13 protein-coding genes are annotated in these 18,303 nt (G+C 65.1%); 10 read left to right on the forward strand and 3 right to left on the reverse strand.

The window, feature by feature from the left end:
- Nucleotides 1–33: 33 nt before the first annotated feature.
- Genes BMZ97_RS27545 through BMZ97_RS27560 form a run of 4 tightly spaced genes read left to right on the forward strand, consistent with a single transcriptional unit; the run spans nucleotide 34 to nucleotide 4,370 of the window.
- Entirely contained in the window at nucleotides 34–507 is a 474-nt protein-coding gene (locus tag BMZ97_RS27545) for a chemotaxis protein CheW (RefSeq protein WP_092177501.1), read from the forward strand.
- Entirely contained in the window at nucleotides 504–1,565 is a 1,062-nt protein-coding gene (locus tag BMZ97_RS27550; protein ID WP_092177503.1) for an HD domain-containing phosphohydrolase, read from the forward strand. Before BMZ97_RS27545 ends, BMZ97_RS27550 begins: the two co-directional genes overlap by 4 nt.
- Before the next feature lie 36 nt (nucleotides 1,566–1,601).
- Entirely contained in the window at nucleotides 1,602–2,105 is a 504-nt protein-coding gene (locus tag BMZ97_RS27555; protein ID WP_092177616.1) for a putative pterin-binding protein, read from the forward strand.
- 27 nt (nucleotides 2,106–2,132) lie between these two features.
- Entirely contained in the window at nucleotides 2,133–4,370 is a 2,238-nt protein-coding gene (locus BMZ97_RS27560) for an ATP-binding protein (RefSeq protein ID WP_092177505.1), read from the forward strand.
- Between the two features lie 609 nt (nucleotides 4,371–4,979).
- On the opposite strand, the gene BMZ97_RS27565 is transcribed toward BMZ97_RS27560, so the two are convergent.
- From BMZ97_RS27565 to BMZ97_RS27575, 3 genes are read right to left on the reverse strand one after another with little or no spacing between them, the layout of a single operon-like run.
- Complete coding sequence (locus tag BMZ97_RS27565; protein ID WP_092177507.1) at nucleotides 4,980–5,897, reverse strand: ABC transporter permease; 918 nt, start codon at nucleotides 5,895–5,897, stop codon at nucleotides 4,980–4,982.
- Nucleotides 5,894–6,862 carry an ABC transporter permease gene (locus BMZ97_RS27570; RefSeq protein WP_092177618.1) on the reverse strand — a complete coding sequence of 323 codons (969 nt, stop codon included), beginning with the start codon at nucleotides 6,860–6,862 and terminating at the stop codon, nucleotides 5,894–5,896. Before BMZ97_RS27570 ends, BMZ97_RS27565 begins: the two co-directional genes overlap by 4 nt.
- 10 nt (nucleotides 6,863–6,872) lie before the next feature.
- Entirely contained in the window at nucleotides 6,873–8,435 is a 1,563-nt protein-coding gene (locus tag BMZ97_RS27575; RefSeq protein ID WP_092177509.1) for an AMP-binding protein, read from the reverse strand.
- Nucleotides 8,436–8,613: 178 nt separating this feature from the next.
- Here BMZ97_RS27575 and BMZ97_RS27580 point away from each other — a divergent pair, with 178 nt between their 5' ends.
- From BMZ97_RS27580 to BMZ97_RS27605, 6 genes are all read left to right on the forward strand, one after another.
- The gene (locus BMZ97_RS27580; RefSeq protein ID WP_092177510.1) at nucleotides 8,614–9,390 is read left to right on the forward strand and encodes an enoyl-CoA hydratase/isomerase family protein; all 777 of its coding nucleotides are present in this window, start codon (nucleotides 8,614–8,616) and stop codon (nucleotides 9,388–9,390) included.
- An 802-nt stretch (nucleotides 9,391–10,192) separates the two neighbouring features.
- Nucleotides 10,193–11,707, forward strand: coding sequence for an AMP-binding protein (locus BMZ97_RS27585; protein WP_092177512.1), 1,515 nt, complete (start codon nucleotides 10,193–10,195; stop codon nucleotides 11,705–11,707).
- A 135-nt stretch (nucleotides 11,708–11,842) separates the two neighbouring features.
- Nucleotides 11,843–12,676, forward strand: a complete 834-nt coding sequence (locus tag BMZ97_RS27590; protein ID WP_092177514.1) for an IclR family transcriptional regulator — start codon at nucleotides 11,843–11,845, stop codon at nucleotides 12,674–12,676.
- 596 nt (nucleotides 12,677–13,272) lie between these two features.
- A complete protein-coding gene (locus tag BMZ97_RS27595; RefSeq protein WP_210188351.1) occupies nucleotides 13,273–14,877 on the forward strand; it encodes an ABC transporter substrate-binding protein in 1,605 nt (534 codons plus the stop codon).
- Nucleotides 14,878–15,489: 612 nt separating this feature from the next.
- Nucleotides 15,490–16,539 (forward strand): restriction endonuclease, encoded by a 1,050-nt coding sequence (locus BMZ97_RS27600; protein ID WP_139221361.1) that lies wholly within the window; start codon nucleotides 15,490–15,492, stop codon nucleotides 16,537–16,539.
- A 394-nt stretch (nucleotides 16,540–16,933) separates the two neighbouring features.
- Entirely contained in the window at nucleotides 16,934–18,295 is a 1,362-nt protein-coding gene (locus BMZ97_RS27605) for a hypothetical protein (protein ID WP_092177518.1), read from the forward strand.
- Nucleotides 18,296–18,303: the final 8 nt, after the last annotated feature.

Raw genomic sequence — 18,303 nt, forward strand, 5'->3', positions numbered from 1 at the left:
CTCGCGAGCCCAGGAAGGGCGAGGAGGCAGAACGTGCACAATCAAATCGCCCATGAGCAGGCCGCTCGCCAGGCCCCTCAGATCGAGAAAATGGTCGTCTTCCGTTTGGCGGGACGCGCCTTCGGCATCGATGTCGACCGTGTCCGCGAGATTCGCGGATGGCAGCCAACGACGGAGTTGCCTCAGTCGGCGGACCACATGCTCGGCGTGATCAATCTGCGCGGAGCCATCGTGCCGGTATTCGACCTGCAGGCCAGGCTCGGTTTCGGCCGGAACGCGATCGGCCTCGCCAGCGTCGTCGTCGTCGCGGATTTCGGCGACCGCATGATCGGCATTCTGGCGGATGCCGTCTCCGACATCGTCGATATTCTGCCCGGCGAGCTTCTCCCGACTCCCGCCGATTGCTGCGACGCTGCCCTGCTGCATGGGTTGATCGCCCGGGACAACGAGATCATCGGCCTGCTCGACCTGGTCGCGATCGGCGGTGCCGAAGGCGAGCGCGCATGAAGATCATGATCGTCGACGACAACCGCACCTATCTGATGGTGCTGCGCGGTGTCGTGAACAATATCGGCCAGCACGAGATTTCCGTCTTCGCCAACCCGCTGGAGGCGCTGGCGACGGCGGCGACCACCGAATTCGACCTGATCCTCGTCGATTATCTGATGCCGGAAATGGATGGCGTTGCGTTCATCCGCGCGCTGAGACAGCTGCCGAACCATCGTCACCAGCCCATCGTCATGGTCACCACGGCCGAACAGCGCGAAACGCGGATCGCGGCGCTGGATGCGGGAGCGACCGATTTTCTGCGAAAGCCCGTCGAGCCTGTCGAGCTGCGCGTTCGCGTTCACAACCTGCTTCAGCTGCGCGAGGCGCAAACGCTGATGCGCGACCACGCGGCCTGGCTCGCCAGGGAGGTTCGCCAAGCTACGCAGGAGCTCGTCGAAAGCCAGCGCGACATGGCGCGCCGCCTCTCGCGCGCGATCGACTGCCGCGACGGTCACACCGGGGACCATGTCGCGCGCATGGCGGGGCTGTGCCGCCTCATCGCCGAGGGGCTCGGCCTGGACGAGGAGCAGTGCGAGACGATCTTCGCGGCTGCGCCGATGCACGATGTCGGCAAGATCGGCATCCCGGATTCCATTCTGCAGAAGCCAGGCCGCCTCACCGAGGAGGAGATGGCGCTGATGCGCACGCATGTCTCGATCGGCGAGGCGATCCTGGCGGATGGGCAGTCGAGCCTCATGCGCTGCGCCGAGCGGATCGCGAGCTCTCATCACGAACGTTGGGACGGCAAGGGCTATCCGCGCAGCCTGGCCGGCGAGGCGATCCCGATCGAGGGGCGGATCGCGGCCGTGGCCGATGTCTTCGAGGCGCTTTGCGCCGACCGCGTCTACCGGCCCGGCTGGCCGCTCAGCGATGCGCGCGACTTCATCAGATCCGGCTCCGGCAGCCATTTCGATCCGGCCTGCGTAGCGGCCTTCGAGGCGCGCTGGAGCGAGATCTCCGCCTTGATGCGAGCGTCGCAAGCTTCCGCGTCACCCGCTGTCGCACGAGCAAGCTGAGCTCACAGAACCATGTCAACGAAGGGGATCGAAACCATGCTCAAGCGTTTAGCCATAGCCTGCCTCGCCTTGTTCGGCGCGGCCGGCCTCGCCAGCGCCGACACCATTCCGGCGCCCAAGGATCCGGTCATTCTGACCGTTACCGGCAAAGTCACGAACCGCAACAGCGCGGAGGGCGCTGCGTTCGATGCCCAGATGTTGCAGGCTCTCCCGAGCCGCGTGACCGTCACCAACACGCCATGGTATCCGGAGAAGACCCGGTTCGAAGGCCCGATCGGAGCTGCCTTGCTCGATCTGGTCGGCGCGAACGGGACCATGCTGCGGGTCACGGCGCTCAACGACTATGTCGTCGAGATTCCGGTCGCCGATTTCCGGAAATGGCCGGTCATCCTGGCGACGAAGATCGACGGCAAACCGATCTCCGTTCGTGAGAAGGGCCCGATCTTCGTGATCTATCCCTTCGATCAGGAGCCGTCCCTCTACAATGAGCTCTATTTCGGACGCTCCGCCTGGCAGCTGAAAACGATAGAGGTGCGGTGACGGCGCGCCGGAGCAAGGTCGCATCCGATGCCGACACGCAAGGCTCGATTGTTCGACTACGGCGTGATGGCGCTGGTGGGCGTCAGCATATTGCTCGGCTGCGCCGTCGTGGCGACGTTCTCGGCGATCGGCGCGCGCCAGCGCGCCACCGAAGAAAGCGTGCGCGAGGATGCCGTCTGGGCGGCCTATCAGCTCGATAGCGAGGTCAAGAAGCTCATCGGGGCCATTCGCGACCTGGAGAACGAGTTCACCGGCACAAGGCGCGCGGACGTGACCCTGCGCTACGACATTCTGTACAGCCGCGCGAGCGTGCTCACGAGCGACCATTACGCCGTGAAATTCGGCGGTGAGACCGAGCTCATCACGCTGGCGCAGGAGGCGCGGCAGCACATCCTGAAGCTCGCCCCGCAGATCGATGCGCTCGATCTCGCCGGTGAGCCGGCGCGGCAAGTGTCACCGCTGCTGTTCGAACTCGAGACGATGGCCCATCTCTCCGAGCGTCTGCTCAACGTCTCCAATCTCGCCCATTCCCGCATCAGGGTTCAAGATCGCGCCGAACTGAGATCGATTTACGAGCAGCTGGCGAGCGTGATGACGGCGTTGATCGCGTCGCTGGCGCTGATCGTGATCTATCTCTGCATGCAATTGCGCCACATCCGCATCGCCAGACGCCGCTTCGAGCGCCTCAGCATCGACAATGCGGACGCCGCCAAGCGCGCGGAGGCCGGCGCGCGCGCCAAGTCTATCTTCCTGGCCACCATGAGCCACGAGATCCGAACACCGTTGAACGGCATCATCGGCATGGTCGACATCATGCGCGATTCCGTCATGAGCACGGGCCAGCGCGACAAGCTCGCCGTCATCGGCGACTGCAGCGACACGCTTCTGGCGCTGATCGACGACATCCTCGACTTCTCCAAGCTGGAATCGGGGGTGGTGGAATTCGAGCTCGCCCCCTTCGAACTCGGCGAGGTCTGTTCCGCGGTCAGCAATGTGATGGGGCAGCGCGCTCGCGAGAAGGGCATCGCGCTGCATGTCGACAATCCGCAGGCTCTCATCACGACGGACGCGACGCGCCTTCGGCAAATCCTGTTCAATCTCGTCGGCAATGCCGTGAAGTTTACCGATAGCGGCTGGGTCAGGCTGGTCTGCAGCCTGGACCAGGGGGACTGCCTGCGCGTCGAGGTCGAGGATACCGGCATCGGCATCCCGCCCGAGGCCCGCGACCGGCTATTCCAGGACTTCAGCCAGCTCGATATCACGATCAAACGCCGCTTCGGCGGCACCGGGCTCGGCCTGGCGATCTGCCGCCGGCTGATCGGCGCGCTGGGTGGCGAGATCGGCGTCAGCCCGCGCGAGGGCGGAGGCACCCGCTTCTGGTTCACATTGCCCGTCGGCCCGGTCGCGGCATCGCAGGGCGCAACGGCTTCAGCGCTCGCCCAAGATCCTGCCCAAGATCCTGCCCGTGATCGAAGTTTTTCAGGCCGGATTCTGGTGGCGGAAGACAACCTGATCAATTTCGCCGTCGTCAGCGAATTGCTGCAGCGCCTCGGCCTTCAGGTGGACCATGCGCCCAATGGCGAGATCGCCGCTCATCTGGTCGGCGCTACGCATTACGACCTCGTCCTGATGGACATGCAGATGCCGGTCATGGACGGTCTCGAGGCAACGCGAGCGATCCGTCGACTGGGTCTGGCAACCCTGCCGATCATCGCGCTGACGGCAAACGCGTTCTCGTGCGATCGCGAGGATTGTCTGGCGGCCGGCATGAGCGACTTCGTCGCCAAGCCGATCAATCGTGCGAAAATGACGGCCATTCTCGCGAAATGGCTTCCGGGCTACGCCTCGACCATCGAACCGCAATCCGATGCGGCGAAGGCCGGGGCTCTCGATGAGGATGGCGGGCCGGGGCTGATCGACCACGCTGCGAGGGACGAATTGCGGCGCGAGATCGGCGGCGATCTCTTGGACGAGCTGACGCGGGATTTCTGGCCCGACGCGACACGCATGGTCTCAGTCGCGGGCAAGGCCTTCGCCTCGGGCGAGACCGGCCTCGCGATCCGCGAACTGCACACGCTCAAGGGCGTGGCTGGAACGCTCGGCCTCGTCGCCGTCGCAGCCGCCGCAGAGACCGCCGAGCACGCGCTCAAGGCGAGCGGGGCTGCGGACCTGGCCGTGCTTCAGGCAACGCTGCTGCGCACGATCCTGACGATGGAAGCCAGCGACGCCGCGCCGGAACTCGCGGCGCGCGCAGCGTCTGCATGACGCGCCTCGGTGACCGGCCTGAGAGACAGTCTGGACATGTCCTGAGCCCGCGTCCCGAGAGCCTGGCCGATACTGTGAGCAAGGCTTTCAGCCGGTTGGAATTTCGGGAAACGCGCCGTCATCCCGGGCGACTGCAAGGAGACCCGGGATCCATTCCGGAACCTCACTCGCAAGAGCAGGATGCGAAAAAGTGGGAACCGGTTTTTCGCATTGATCCTGCTCTCACTCTTTGACGAGAGACGGATTCAGACTTCAGACGGGATCACTCCGTGATTCCGTCTGAAGTCATCCGGCTCTGGCGCTCCGGAATGGATCCCGGATCGGCGCCGCTGACGCGGCTTGTCCGGGATGACGGCGCGTTTTTCCGTGATGTTCAAGCTTTGGACAATAGCGGTATCGTTGTCGGCCAGCCTCTCAAGATGAGGGCTCACATGCCCTAGCGGGCACTGAGAGCCCGTGCGACCTTTCAGGGATTTTCGGGGGCACGGCCGTTCCGGCCGGCACAGCCCGAAAGCCAACTTGCCCGGAAGCCGCCCTGCCCTCCAGCCGCCCTGCCCTATCAGTCGAGCTGCCCTCCAGCCGCCCTGCCCCGTCAATCGGCTTGCCTCTTCAATCGACTTGCCGGCGCGGGTTGAGCACGTCGCGCAGATGGTCGCCGATCAGGTTGATCGCGACCACGGTCGCGAGCAAAGCGAGGCCGGGATAGAAGCTGATCCAGAACTTGCCCGAGAGCATGTACTGGTAGCCATTGGCGATCAGCATGCCGAGACTCGGCTCGGTCACGGGCACGCCGAGACCGAGAAAGGAGAGCGTCGCCTCCAGCGCGATGGCGCGCGCGATCTGCACGGTGGCGATCACCATCAATGGCGGCAGGCAGTTGGGCAGGAGATGGCGCCACAGGATGCGCATCGGCCGCGCGCCCATGGCGCGGGCCGCCTCGATATACTCCTTGCGGCTTTCGATCAGCGCGCTGGCGCGGGCGGTGCGGGCATAGGTCGCCCATTCCACGATGACGAGCGCGAGCACGACATTGGCGATGCCCTTGCCGAGGAAGGCGAGGATCATCAGCGCGATCAGGATGGTCGGAAAGGAAAGCTGCAGGTCGACCAGCCGCATCAGCGCGGTCTCGATGCGCCCGCCGGCATAGGCGGCAAACAGGCCAAGCGTGGTGCCCACCGCTGCCGCCAGCAGGGCCGATGCGATGCCGACGAACAGCGAGATCCGCAGGCCGTAGAGAATGGCCGAGAGCATGTCGCGGCCCTGGTCGTCGCTGCCCAGCCAAAAGGTCATGCCCGTGCCCGAAACCGCGCCCGGCGGCAGGCGCCCGTCCAGGATGTCGAGCTGCATCAGGTCGTAAGGGTTCTGCGGCGAGATCCAGGGCGCCAGCAATGCGGCCAGCACGATCGCCGCAAAGGCGACGAGGCCTGCCATGGCGAGATGCGAGGAGGCGAAGGCGCGCAGGAAGCGGCGCAGCGGCGTCGCGCGCGGTGGGCTCGCAATCTCTGCGCTTGAGGCCGGCGCGCTCATCGGCCGATCCTCACGCGCGGATCGAGCGCCGTGTAGAGGCAGTCGACCAGCAGGTTGATGATCACGAACATCAGCACGATGATCATGAGATAGGCCACGATCATCGGCCGATCCAGCACATGGATGCTGTCGATGATCAGCTTGCCCATGCCGGGCCAGGCGAAGATCGTCTCCGTGACCACGGAGAAGGCGATCACCGAGCCGAATTCGAGCCCGATGATGGTGACAACCGGGATCATGATGTTCTTCAAAAGGTGCCGGAAGATGACCTTGCCCTCGGGCAGGCCCTTGGCGCGCGCCGTGCGGATGAAGTCCTGGGGCACGACCTCGCGGGTCTCGGCCCGCACCAGCCGCATCACCAGCGAGATCTTGAACAGCGCCAGGTTGAGCGCCGGCAGCACGAGATGCTGCAGGCCGTCGAGCGTCAGGAAGGACCAGCCGATGCCGAGGAACACCCTGGTCTCGCCACGCCCGCCCGAGGGCAGCCAGCCGAGCTGCACCGCAAAGACCATGATCAGCAGCAGGCCGACCCAGAAGCCCGGCAGGGAGAAGCCAAGGATCGAGCCGGTCATCAGCACGCGCGCCAGCGGCGCGTTGGGCTTGAGGCCGGCATAGAGACCCAGCGGAATGCCGATGAAGGTCGCCAGCAGCATGGCGCAGACGGCGAGTTCGAGCGTCGCCGGCATGCGCTGCAGGATGATCTTCAGGGCAGGCTCGTTATAGACGAAGCTGCGGCCGAGATCGCCATGCAGCGCCCCGTTCAGGAAGGACAGATACTGTGCCCAGAGCGGGCGATCGAGCCCGAAGGCGGCGATCGCGCGCAGCCGCTCGGCCTGGTCGGCATCGGGCGAGATCAGCACCGCGACAGGGTCGCCGATGACGCTGATGCCGATGAAGACGATCACCGTCATCGCCAGCATGACGAACCCGGCCTGGAGCAGGCGCTGAAGGAACCATCCGGCCATCATTCCCCCGCTACCTGCCGAGCTTCGAGCCGGCGCCTTCGCGGTCGAAGCACGCGGCGACGCTGCGGCTCAGCTCGCTTTTCCTGATGCGCTGCGTCGGCGTCTTCGGGAATTCGTCGATGCCCTCGATATAGCGCGGAATCTGGAAATAGGGCAGCCGCTCCTCGCACCAGGCGGCGAGGCCGGCCGGGTCGAGTGCGCGGCCAGGCGCAGGCCGGATGAAGAGCTTGAGGTCGTCATCGCCCATCTCGCTGGGCACGCCGATCAGCGCGCATTCCTCGATCTCGTCATGGGTCAGGACGACGCGCTCGACCTCCCAGGCCGAGATGTTGACGCCGCGCCGCCTGACGCTGTCCTTCTTGCGCCCGCAGTAGAACAGGAAGCCGTCCTCGTCGCGGCGGGCGAGGTCGCCGGTCGAGAACCAGCCATCCCTGACGAGCGCCGCACCCGCCTCCTCCATGCGGAAATAGCCCTTGAAGGCGAGGCCGGGCTCGCGCGGCAACACCACGATCTCGCCGGGCTCGCCGACCGCGACCTCGGCGCCCGCCTCGTCGAGCAGGCGCACCTCATAGAAGGGCAAGGGCCTGCCGCAGGAGCCGAGCCGGCCCTCCGGGTTGATCGTGACGAAGGTCGTCATCTCCGAGAGGCCGTAGCCCTCATAGAGCGAGACGCCGAAGCGCTCCTCGAAAGCGCGCCAGACATCGAGCGGGCAGCCGCCGCCCCAGGCCATCCGGACCTTGTGCTCGCGGTCGCGTGGGCTTGCCGGCTGCTTCAGCAGCAGCGGCAGCACGCCGCCGAGATAATGGATATGGGTGACGTCGTAGCGGCGCACCTGCTCCCAGAATTGCGAGGCGCTGAACTTCTCGACCATGGCGAGCGTGATCGGCTGCATCAGCGCCGCGATCAGCACCGCGACGCCGGCGCCGTGATGCAGCGGCTCCCAGAGCAGGAAGACGTCGCCCGCGCCCGCCCCGGTCAGGGCAAGCGTGCCCATCGGGCCGGCGCGCAGGCTGCGGTCGGTCTTGAGCACGCCCTTCGGTTCGCCGGTGGTGCCGGAGCTGGGGGTGATCGCGATGATGTCGTCGGCCGCGACCGTGACCGGCGGCGGCAAGGGGCTGCCGCGCTCGAGCAGGCTGGCGAGGCTGCCCTCGCCATCGCCGCCGCGCCAGAACACCGCAAGCCCCGGCAACCGCGCGAGGACCGGCGCGAGCGGCTCGGCATAGGCCGCATCCGCGATCAGCGCATGCGGCTCGAAGCGGTCGAAGACGAAATCGAGCGCCGCACCCTTGAGATGGGTGTTGACGGGAATGCGCAGGAGCCCGGCCTTGGCCAGCGCGAAGATGACGATGATGTGCTCGGGATGGCTCGGCAGCATCACCGCGACGCGGTCGCCCTGCTTCAGCCCGGTTGCGAGCAGCGCATTGGCGAGGCGGTTGATGGCGGCGTCGAGCCGGCCGATCGTCCAGCTCTCCTGCCCGAAGCGGCAATAGACATGATCCGGATCGCTGGCGGCGCGCCGGTCCCAGAGCTGGCTGATGGTGATCTCGTCTGTCTGCATGTCTTGCGTCTGCATCTCTCGAATCTGCATGAGGCGGCCCGCGCGGTCATTATCGATATACAATAACTATAATTGAATATTGATATTCGCTTGCGCCGCTGTCAAGCGGCCGGCCGCCCCAGTCGCGGTTGACAGGCCGCCGCACCATTCATAATAATGATTATTATATAGCAATATCTACGGAGCAAGCGCCATGGCCGATATCGAGCGCGAGCGGCGCGGCAGCGTCGCCATCGTCGCGATCAATCGCCCCGCCAAGCGCAATGCCCTGAACGCCGCGGCCTGGCAGGCGCTCGGGGACAGCTTCGTCGCGTTGCGCTCCGATCCCGCGATCCGCGCCATCATCCTGACCGGGCGGGGCGGCGCCTTCTGCGCCGGCGACGAGATCGGCGCCTTTGCCGCGGTTCGCGATGATCCCCCGGCGCGACAGGCCTATTGGGATGCGATCATGGCCTGCTATGCCGCCGTCTCCGCCTCATCGGTGCCGGTGATCGCGGCGGTCAGCGGGCCTTGCGTCGGCGGCGGCTGCACGCTGGCGCTGCGGGCCGATTTCCGGGTCGCCGACGCGACCGCCCGCTTCGGTGTGCCGCCGGCCAAGCTCGGGCTGGTCTACCCGGCCGACTCGACCCAGCTTCTCGCCGCCACTGCCGGCGTCAGTATGGCCAGGCGCATGCTCTATACCGGCGAGCTCATCGATGCGCGCGCAGCCCTCGCCTGCGGCCTGGTCTCGGAGGTGGTCGAGGGCGATGTCGTCGAGGCGGCGCTGCGCCTGGCCGAGCCGATGATCGCCAATGCGCCGATCTCGATCCGAGCCGCCAAGCTCGCCTGCGATGCGATGCTGCAGGGAAGGCTTCCCGAAGTCGCAGCCGAGATCGCCGCCCTCTCCGACCTGGCCGACCGCAGCGCCGATTACCGCGAGGGCTCGCTCGCCTTCGCGCAGAAGCGCAAGCCGGTTTTTACGGGCAGCTGAGGGGGCGCAGTGAGCTCACCATTTAGCCGAGCGCGACGCCAACCGGACAGGTCACGGCGCATGACGGCAGGGCTCGGGGAACCCTCTCCTGTAAGGAGAGGGCAGGGTGAGGTGTCGGCCGCTTTCCGCATAAGGCTCGTGTGCGCTGCGGTGAGGTCTGCACCTCGCTGGTCCAGGGGCCGACACCTCACCCCTGCCCCTCTCACTGATCTCGGGCATGCCCGAGATCAGCACTCAAAGTGTCGAAGTCGGGTAAACCCGACTTCGATGCAGGAGAAGGGTTCCCCGCGCCGACTAGACTTCGGGCCGCGCTCTTCCCTTCTCCCCTCGCGGGAGAAGGTGGCTCGGCGAAGCCGAGACGGATGAGGGGGCGCCGTGAGCTCACCATTTAGCCGAACGCGACGCCAACCTGACAGGGCACGGCGCATGACGTCAGGGCTCGGGGAACCCTCTCCTGTAAGGAGAGGGCAGGGTGAGGTGTCGGCCGCTTTCCGCATGAGGCTCGTGTGCGCTGCGGTGAGGTCTGCACCTCGCTGGTCCAGGGGCCGACACCTCATCCCTGCCCTTCTCACTGATCTCGGGCATGCCCGAGATCAGCACTCAAAGTGTCGAAGTCGGGTAGACCCGACTTCGATGCAGGAGAAGGGTTCCCCGCGTTGGCTGGACTTCGGGCTGCGCGTCATTCCGGACGCAGCGGAGCGCAGACCCGGGATGACGGCGCGGTTGTCGCTGGGGGGCTAGGCCTTTGAGGGCTGGAATTTCTAGACGGGCGCTGAGCCCTGCGGATCAGAAGGACGACGCCATGCCCGCCATCACCGTGCCCGACGACGCCAATGTCTTTTCCGCCCTGGTCGCCCCAGTGCGCGACACCGGGCGCGTCTTCATGGACAACGCCGACGGGCGCGTCATCCGCTTTGGCGAGGTGGCCAGCATCACCGCCCGCTATGCCGGCCTGCTGACGCGCGAGGGGGTCGGCAAGGGCGATTTCGTCGCCGGCATCCTCGAGAAATCGCCCGAGGCCGTGCTGCTCTATCTCGCGGCCTGCCGGCTCGGCGCGGTCTATGTGCCCGTGCATATCGGCCTGACCGATGCCGAGATCAGCCATATCCTGCGCGATGCCAGGCCAAAGCTCGTGGTCTGCGACCCCGCGCGGGCGAGCGTCGTCAGCGCCGCCGGCTGCAAGGCCCTCACCCTCGATGCCGGCGGGATCGGCACGCTGATTGACCGCAGCGAAACCTTGCCGGCCGAGCACGCGCTGGAGAGCGTCGCGCCCTCCGACCCCAATGCCATGGTCTACACCTCCGGCACGACCGGGCGGCCGAAGGGCGCGCTGCTCTCGGCAGGCTCCGTGATCTGGAATGCGCGTTCGCTCGCCGCCTGCTGGGGCATAACCGAGGCCGATACGCTGCTTCACGCCAATCCGATGGCCTATGGCCTGTTCGGCACGACGACGCCGGCGCTGGCGGGCGGGGCTGCGATGATCCTGCTGCCGAAATTCGAGGCTGAAAGCGTGCTGGCGGCGCTGCCGCGCGCGACGATCTTTGCGGGCGTGCCGACCTATTATGCCCGGCTGATGGCCGATCCACGCTTCGACCGGGCGCTCTGTGCCGCGATGCGCCTGTTCGTGACCGGCTCGGCGCCGATGCGGCCGGACGCCTTCGCGGCCTTCACCGAGCGCAGCGGCCATCGCCTGCTCGACCGCTACGGCCTGACCGAAGTGCTGATCGCGACCTCGAACCGCCCCGACGACAGCCGCCGGCCCGACACCTCGGGCCTCGTCCTGCCGGGCTCGACGATCCGCATCGTCGACGAGCAAGGCCAGCCCGTGCCGGCCGAGACCGTCGGCATGATCGAACTGCGCCAGCCCTACCCGTTCCTCGGCTATTGGCAGGACCCGGAGAAGACGGCGCAGGCTTTCCGGGACGGCTGGTTTCGCACCGGCGATTTCGGCCGGCTCGATGAGCAGGGCTATGTCAGCGTGCTCGGGCGCGGCGCCGATCTGATCATCTCGGGCGGGCTCAATGTCTATCCCCGCGAGGTCGAGGCCGCCGTCAATGCGCTCGATGGCGTCATCGAGAGCGCCGTCATCGGCGTGCCCCATGCCGATTTCGGCGAGGCGGTGCTGGCGGTGGTGCAGCTTGCGAGCGGGACGAAGGGTTTCGATACCGCCGCCGCGATCGCCGCGCTCAAGCGCTCGCTTGCCGGATACAAGGTGCCCAAGCGCATCGAGCTGGTCGCGGAGATGCCGCGCAACACGCTCGGGAAGATCCAGAAAAACCTGCTCAAGCAGCGCTTTGAGGGCGCATTCAAGGGCTGAACCGCCGGGTTTTAGCAGGCGCACAAAGATGCTAGTCCAAGCGTTGAGAGCCTTGCTCTTGCGAAAAACCGGTAGCCACTTTTTCGCGCAAGGCTCTTGCCCTGCCCCTCATCGACAGGAAAGCAAGAAGGCGCAATGCCGGACGCCACGACCAGACCAAGCCCGCCCCTGTCGCCGAAGGAGGCCAACGTCGCCCCAGGCGAGATCGACGAGCGCCTCTTCGTCGCCTCGGTCGGCAAGGCGATGAAGGTGCTGGAGACCTTCGACAAGACCACGGCGACCTTGAGCCTGTCGGACATCGCCATCCGCACCGGGCTTGGCCGCAGCGCCTCGCAGCGCTTCATCTACACGCTCGAACGGCTCGGCTATCTCGACCGCGACGAGCAGACCAAGCGCTATACGCTCGCCAAAAAGGTGTTCCGCTTCGCCCAGAGCGCGGTCTCCTCGAACCTGGCGCTCGACGCCGCCTATCCCGCCATGCGCGAACTGGCGGAGCGCACGCGCGAGACGATCTCCTGGGTCGAGGTCGACCGCGCCGACATCGTCATCATCGCCACGATTCCCAGCACCCATATCTCCTCGATCAACCTGCCGGTCGGCACCCGCTTCCCGGCGCTGTCCTCCTCGTCGGGCCAGGTGCTGCTCGGCCATTCCGCCCCGGCCCATATCGAGAAGGTCTGGAACGCCTCGCATGACTCGGTGCCGTCGCGCACGCAGGCCCGGACCGCAGCCGAGATGATGCGGCTGCTCGAGGCGGTGAAGGCCGCGGGCTTCGCCGTGACCGAGAAGAACATGGAGCAGGGCTCGATCTCGGTCTCGGCCGCCGTGCATGACCGGGCCGGCCGAGCCGTCGGCGCAATCAATCTCTCGACCCTGACGACGCGCTTCGAGCGCCAGGCCGCCATCGCCCAGCTCGCCCCGCTGGTGGCCGCAGCCGCAGCCCGCGCGACCGAGACGCTGATCTCCTGAGGGCTTGCGGGCGCTTGCCATCACCCGCGCCGTCATCCCGGACAAGCAGCGAAGCCGCGCCGATCCGGGATCCATGCCTGAGCCTGACCAGGCAGCGCTCCGGCATGGGTCCCGGGTCTCCGCGGAGTTTATCCTTGGGCCGATCGAAGATCGGACCCGGGGGCTCCGCCCGGGACGACGGAGCACGAGATGGTCGGGCTCTCCCCTCGCGGGCGAGATGAAGCGAAGTGCCGGATGAAGCGCGCGGGGAACCCTCTCCTGTAAGGAGAGGGCAGGGTGAGGTGTCGGCCGTTATCCAGAGGGGACGAGCCCTCATCGCCGCGCGCGGTTGGCTTTGCGCTGTACTAGTCGAGGGGCCGACACCTCACCCCTGCCCTTCTCACTGAACTCGGGCCTGCCCGAGTTCAGCATTCAAAGTGTCGAAGTCGGCAACAGCCGACTTCGATGCGGGAGAAGGGTTCCCCGCGCCCTTCATTCGGCACCTCGCTTCATTTCGCCCGCGCGGGAGAGCCCCCTCCCCCAGCCCCTACCTTGACAGCCCACAGAAATTGTCTTCAAATATTAGTTATTGACATACAATAATAAAGGGGATGGCCATGGCTTCTTCTCTGACGCTGCGGATGCCGCGCCTTGCCGGCGCGTTCGCCGTTTCTCTCGGCATCGCTGCACTCGGCGCCGTTCCGGCCCAGGCGGAGAAGCTGACCATCGGGCTTGGCGGCTCCGTCAATTCGCTCGATCCGCATTTCTACTCGACCACGCCCAACAACCTCGTCGCCTTCCACATCTTCGACCGGCTGGTCGACCGCCTGGCCGATGGCAAGCTCGCGCCGGGGCTGGCGACGGCCTGGCGCGCGGTCTCGCCGACGGTCTGGGAGTTCACCCTGCGCGAGGGCGTGACCTGGCATGACGGCAAGCCGTTCACCGCCGATGATGTCGCCTTCACGCTGAAGCGGGCGCTCGACGTGCCCAATAATCTCGGCGGCTTTGCCGGCATCATCCGGCCGATCACCGGTGTCGAGGTCGCGGGCCCGCTGCTGATCCGCCTGACCACGGCGACGCCGATCCCCAATCTGCCGAGCGACCTGACGCGGCTTGCCATCGTCTCGCGCCATGCCGGGCAGGACGCGACCACGGCCGATTACAACAGCGGCAAGGCCGCGATCGGCACCGGCCCGTTCAAATTCTCCGCCTATCAGCCGGGCGAGCGCATCGAACTCATCGGCAACGACGCATGGTGGGGCAAGAAGACGGCCTGGACGAGCGTGACGCTGCGGCTGATCCCCAATGTCGCGGTGCGCACCGCGGCCCTTCTGGCGGGCGATATCGACGTCATCGACCAGCCCTCGGCCAGCGACCTGCCGCGCCTGCAATCCTCCGACAAGGTCAAGGTCGCCGAGATCGCCGGCATGCGCGTCAACTATGTCGTGCCGATGATCCAGCCGGCGCCCGACGCGCCCGCGGTGCTGGACAAAAAGGGGGTGAAGATCGAGCCCTCGCCATTGACCAAGCAGAAGGTGCGCGAGGCGCTCTCGCTGGCGATCAACCGCGCCGGCATCACCGAGCGCGTGGTGCTGGGCACGGCGACCCCGACCGGCCAGTGGCTGCCCGCCGGCATCCCCGGCTACGACGCCAAGACGCCGGTCCCGGCCTATGACGTGCAGAAGGCCAAGACTCTCCTGGGAGAGGCCGGCTTCCCCGACGGCTTCCGGCTGACGCTCTCGACCGCCAATGACCGCACGCCCTACAGCGTCGAGGTCGCCCAGGCGCTGGCGCAGATGTGGAGCCGCATCGGCGTCGAGGTCGCGATCGATGCGATGCCCTTCAGCGTCTACTCGACGCGCGGCGCCAAGAGCCAGTTCTCCGCCTATCTCGGCAGCTGGAGCAACAACTCGATGGAGGGCACCGGCCTGCTGCGCGACCTGCTCGCGACCCGCAGCCAGCAGACCGGCTGGGGCCTCTACAACTGGGCGCAATATTCAAACCCCGCGCTGGACGCGCTCACCACCGCGGCGATCAGCGAAGTCGACGAAGCCAAGCGCGACAAGCTGGTGCTGGACGCGGTCAAGCTCGTCTCCAGCGACGTCGCGATCATCCCGCTCTATCATTTCAAGAACATCTGGGCGACGCGCGCCACGCTGCGCTACGACCCCAGGATTGATGAATTGACGCTGGCGACGGATGTGCACAAGGCGGGGAAGTGAGGGGGGCTGAGGAGGGCTGAAAAACGGCCCTCCCTGTCATTCGCCTTGCGAGCGACGCAGTATCTCGGGACCGCCGCGTGCTCGACGACGTGTCGTGGCGCGCACGCAAAGCGCTGCATCAAATGCGGCGCAGGGGGGCCGCTGCCTCTAAACGATCCGCAACCGTGATGAGGTAATCGAGGACGGCGAGTTCATCGTCGTGCCGCGCGGCATCGAGCGCTGCCCGACCGCGCTGGGCAAGCCCTGCGAGGTCGTCCGCTCGAGAAGACACGACCGGCCGCGACCTCCGGACCGGAGATGGAGAACCAAGTTTCGGTCGATTCCGCCCGGGCGCGGTTTTCGCGGATGTTGCCCAACAGCGTCGGGCCGAGGAACGCTGTCGCCACACAGGTCTTCACTCCAGACCACACAGACACAAGGGGCCAGGACTGAGCGGCAGCTGCGCGACCAGTCGCTTCACCTGAACGGTACATGTTCGGGTGAAGCGACTGGCAGATATGCTAGAGGATAAATTCTAGTGCGTTGTATACCCGGTGATGGTTCAAAAACTCTCCTCCTGGGCGAGTTGCGAAGCAAGTACGCACCCCGAGCGCAGGACAGGATCAACATCCCGTGAATTCCGCGTGGCGCAGTTATCAAGAGAATTCAGCTAAACTCTTCCGCTCAATGGGCTTTTTGGCAGAGGTCGAGGCTGAAGTGCCGGGCGCACGAGCGCGCCATAGAATCGATGTTGCTACTCGGTTTACGATCGCTGGTGTCTCGGTCCTTTGGATCGTCGAGTGCAAGCATTGGAAGTCAGCGGTTGGCAAAGAACAAGTGATGACGCTGGCGCAAATAGCGCAGGACGTCGGCGCTGACCGCGCATTTCTGCTGTCCGAAAGCGGGTTCCAGTCCGGCGCGATTTCGGCATCCCAGCATTCGAACGTCACCTTGACGAGCCTGAGCGACCTGTCCGCGTCTGCCAGCGACCACATCTGCACCCGTCAGTTGCAAGTTCTCCTCGGCGTCAAGGACGCCCTTGAAAAAAGGCTTCGCGATCATCTCTACGACGCCCAAGGCCGTTTCCCGTCTGTCGCCGTCACCGATATGGGGGAGCTGACCAACCTGCTGGCCGCTTGCCTGGACACTGATATGGCCATCAAGAAGGCCATGGTCGGCAATCTCCCGATTACGGTCAGCGACTTTCTAAGTCGCGAGCCAAACTCGATGTTTTCTGCTACTCCACAGCTCATCACTCATTTGGAGACACTCGTTGAGCAGGTCGCAGGTCGGGCCGACGCTTTAGACGCGCAGGTTCAGACCGGCAGGGACGAGGCTTTCTCCGGCGCTGACAAGTTGGTGGCTGAGATCGGAGAACTCATCAAAATCACCGACATGACGATACCTCTCGCCGGCGACCAGGCCGGGCGTGCCGCAATGCTAAGCGAGGGCCTGGAGTCCATGCGTCGGATTGGGAGCATTTCAAACGTCATCGAGCGCCATTTCAGACAGGATCTTCGGCGCCAGCACCGATCTTTGATGCGCTTACTCTACGATGGGGTCTACTTGGTGCTCGCCACGCCGCATGTCGAGACCAACGCTTGGAATGCAGTCGCTAGCCGAACCGCCAGCCAGGTGAAGGCATTTGCCGACGCCGTCCAAGCCGCCCGGCATAGCACCTAGGAACGGTATTCTATTAGAACTAAGCTGGGAGAACCACACTCTCCTGCCGGATCGGCGCGCGCTACCGATCCGGGAGAAGCGCGTCGTCAAACGGCTGACAAGGTCGGCGTGCTTGAGCCGCGCTCCACCTAGCGGCCCGGCAGATCGCTTTCTATGAACCTTGGACCACTGGCGAGAATGATCCAGGAAGGAGAACCTGAGGGCCGGCCCCGCCCGCCGTCGCCATTTTTGTTGTCCCTAAGGCGCCAATAGGCCGAGGACCACTCTATAGCGTATGCAAAACTGGCTTTGGTAGTCCACGGGCTTTTGCCCAATGCCGCTTACATCAACAGGCATAAGCTTCTATCGAGCACCCGAGTTGTCGAGCCACATTGAGCATGGCAGTAGGACCACGATGGCACTGCACAAAGACGAAATCCTGGACGCCGTGGCGCGGTTTGGAAGCGTGGCCCAGTTCGTAGGCTTTCGACCCGAGGGCCACGGGCTCGTACAGACTTACTCCCGCGTCGCCGGATTCCCTGACAACGCGAAGTTCGCAAATGCCGGTGAAGCCACTGCAGCGCTCTTGAGAGCGTCGCCTGACCGCAAAGTGAACGTGCGCAGCTATGTGCCCGATGGCATTCGAAGCAGGGAATTTATCTACGGCCTCGAAAGCGTAGAGGCAGTCCTCGAGGCGCTCAACCGTCTGGCTGGAGAAGGCCTGCATACGATCGTCAACGAAACGATCGATGTTACTGACGGCGGAGTATCGGGTGTGGTGCAGGACGGGACCGTTGAATTTGCTCCCGACGATACGCCCCGCTGCGTGGAGAAACCTGGAGTTGCCTCTCTTCCCCTTCGGCTCGCCCTCTCCCTATTCGATACTGTTTATGGCTTCGAGCCGGAGTGGCAATTGTCTCCTGGCGTTCGTCTGGAGTTTAGCCTTCACCCAAAGCCGCGAGGGCATCAGCAATGCCATACGATCATATGGGAGCGCGAAGAGAACGTTCGCAGTTCGCCTATGGCGCGGCCGGTTTGGCCCAATAGGTTCAGTAGGCACATCGGCGACAAGGCCTATGGTCTGCTGATTGCACACCTCCTCGGTTTACCAGTACCGAAAACGCTAGTGATCGGTCGTAGGGTGGCTCCCTTTTCGTTTGGACAACAGACAGGATCCCGTGAAGTGTGGACCAGAACTTGCCCACGCGAACCGCAGCCCGGGCTCTTTACGACCGTCAAGGGATGGGTGGACCCATTTCGCCTCTTGGCGTCGGAAGACCCTAATCATTCCTCAATAGCATCGGTTCTGTGCCAAGCGGCTGTTCGCGCACGTTATTCCGGTGCGGCTGTCACTGGCCAGAGCAGCCAGTTGCTGATTGAAGGGCGCCGGGGAGAAGGGGACCGCTTTATGCTGGGGCTGGACGGCCCCGAGGACCTTCCTGCCGCCATTGTCGACAGTGTCCATGCCGCAAACGAGCAAATTGTCGGGCAACTGGGACCCGTCCGTTTTGAGTGGGTCCACGACGGCGAGCGCTTATGGATTGTGCAGCTTCATTGCGGTGCCACCGCTACTATGAAGGACGTAATTGTTCCAGGCGAGCCTACCGACTGGGTAGACTTCAACGTTTCCGAGGGTCTCAACCAGCTACGCGTGCTCTTGTCGGGACTTCAGGATGGAGTCGGCATTAGGGTGATTGGCGAAGTTGGCCTTACGAGCCATATCGCCGACCTTTTGCGGAAATCAGGTAGGCCTTCGATCGTCAGCCGGGCTGCCTAGTAGCCCTT

The sequence above is a fragment of the Allobosea sp. OK403 genome, from assembly GCF_900113835.1.
Lineage (GTDB): Bacteria > Pseudomonadota > Alphaproteobacteria > Rhizobiales > Beijerinckiaceae > Allobosea.

What these genes read in the sequence shown, in the direction of transcription:
- BMZ97_RS27550 (WP_092177503.1), top strand. Translation starts at nt 504, where the DNA reads ATGAAGATCATGATCGTCGACGACAACCGCACCTATCTGATGGTGCTG.
- BMZ97_RS27580 (WP_092177510.1), top strand. Translation starts at nt 8,614, where the DNA reads ATGGCCGATATCGAGCGCGAGCGGCGCGGCAGCGTCGCCATCGTCGCG.
- BMZ97_RS27575 (WP_092177509.1), bottom strand. Translation starts at nt 8,435, where the DNA reads ATGCAGACGCAAGACATGCAGACAGACGAGATCACCATCAGCCAGCTC.
- BMZ97_RS27605 (WP_092177518.1), top strand. Translation starts at nt 16,934, where the DNA reads ATGGCACTGCACAAAGACGAAATCCTGGACGCCGTGGCGCGGTTTGGA.
- BMZ97_RS27595 (WP_210188351.1), top strand. Translation starts at nt 13,273, where the DNA reads ATGGCTTCTTCTCTGACGCTGCGGATGCCGCGCCTTGCCGGCGCGTTC.
- BMZ97_RS27560 (WP_092177505.1), top strand. Translation starts at nt 2,133, where the DNA reads ATGCCGACACGCAAGGCTCGATTGTTCGACTACGGCGTGATGGCGCTG.
- BMZ97_RS27555 (WP_092177616.1), top strand. Translation starts at nt 1,602, where the DNA reads ATGCTCAAGCGTTTAGCCATAGCCTGCCTCGCCTTGTTCGGCGCGGCC.
- BMZ97_RS27590 (WP_092177514.1), top strand. Translation starts at nt 11,843, where the DNA reads ATGCCGGACGCCACGACCAGACCAAGCCCGCCCCTGTCGCCGAAGGAG.
- BMZ97_RS27565 (WP_092177507.1), bottom strand. Translation starts at nt 5,897, where the DNA reads ATGAGCGCGCCGGCCTCAAGCGCAGAGATTGCGAGCCCACCGCGCGCG.
- BMZ97_RS27570 (WP_092177618.1), bottom strand. Translation starts at nt 6,862, where the DNA reads ATGGCCGGATGGTTCCTTCAGCGCCTGCTCCAGGCCGGGTTCGTCATG.
- BMZ97_RS27585 (WP_092177512.1), top strand. Translation starts at nt 10,193, where the DNA reads ATGCCCGCCATCACCGTGCCCGACGACGCCAATGTCTTTTCCGCCCTG.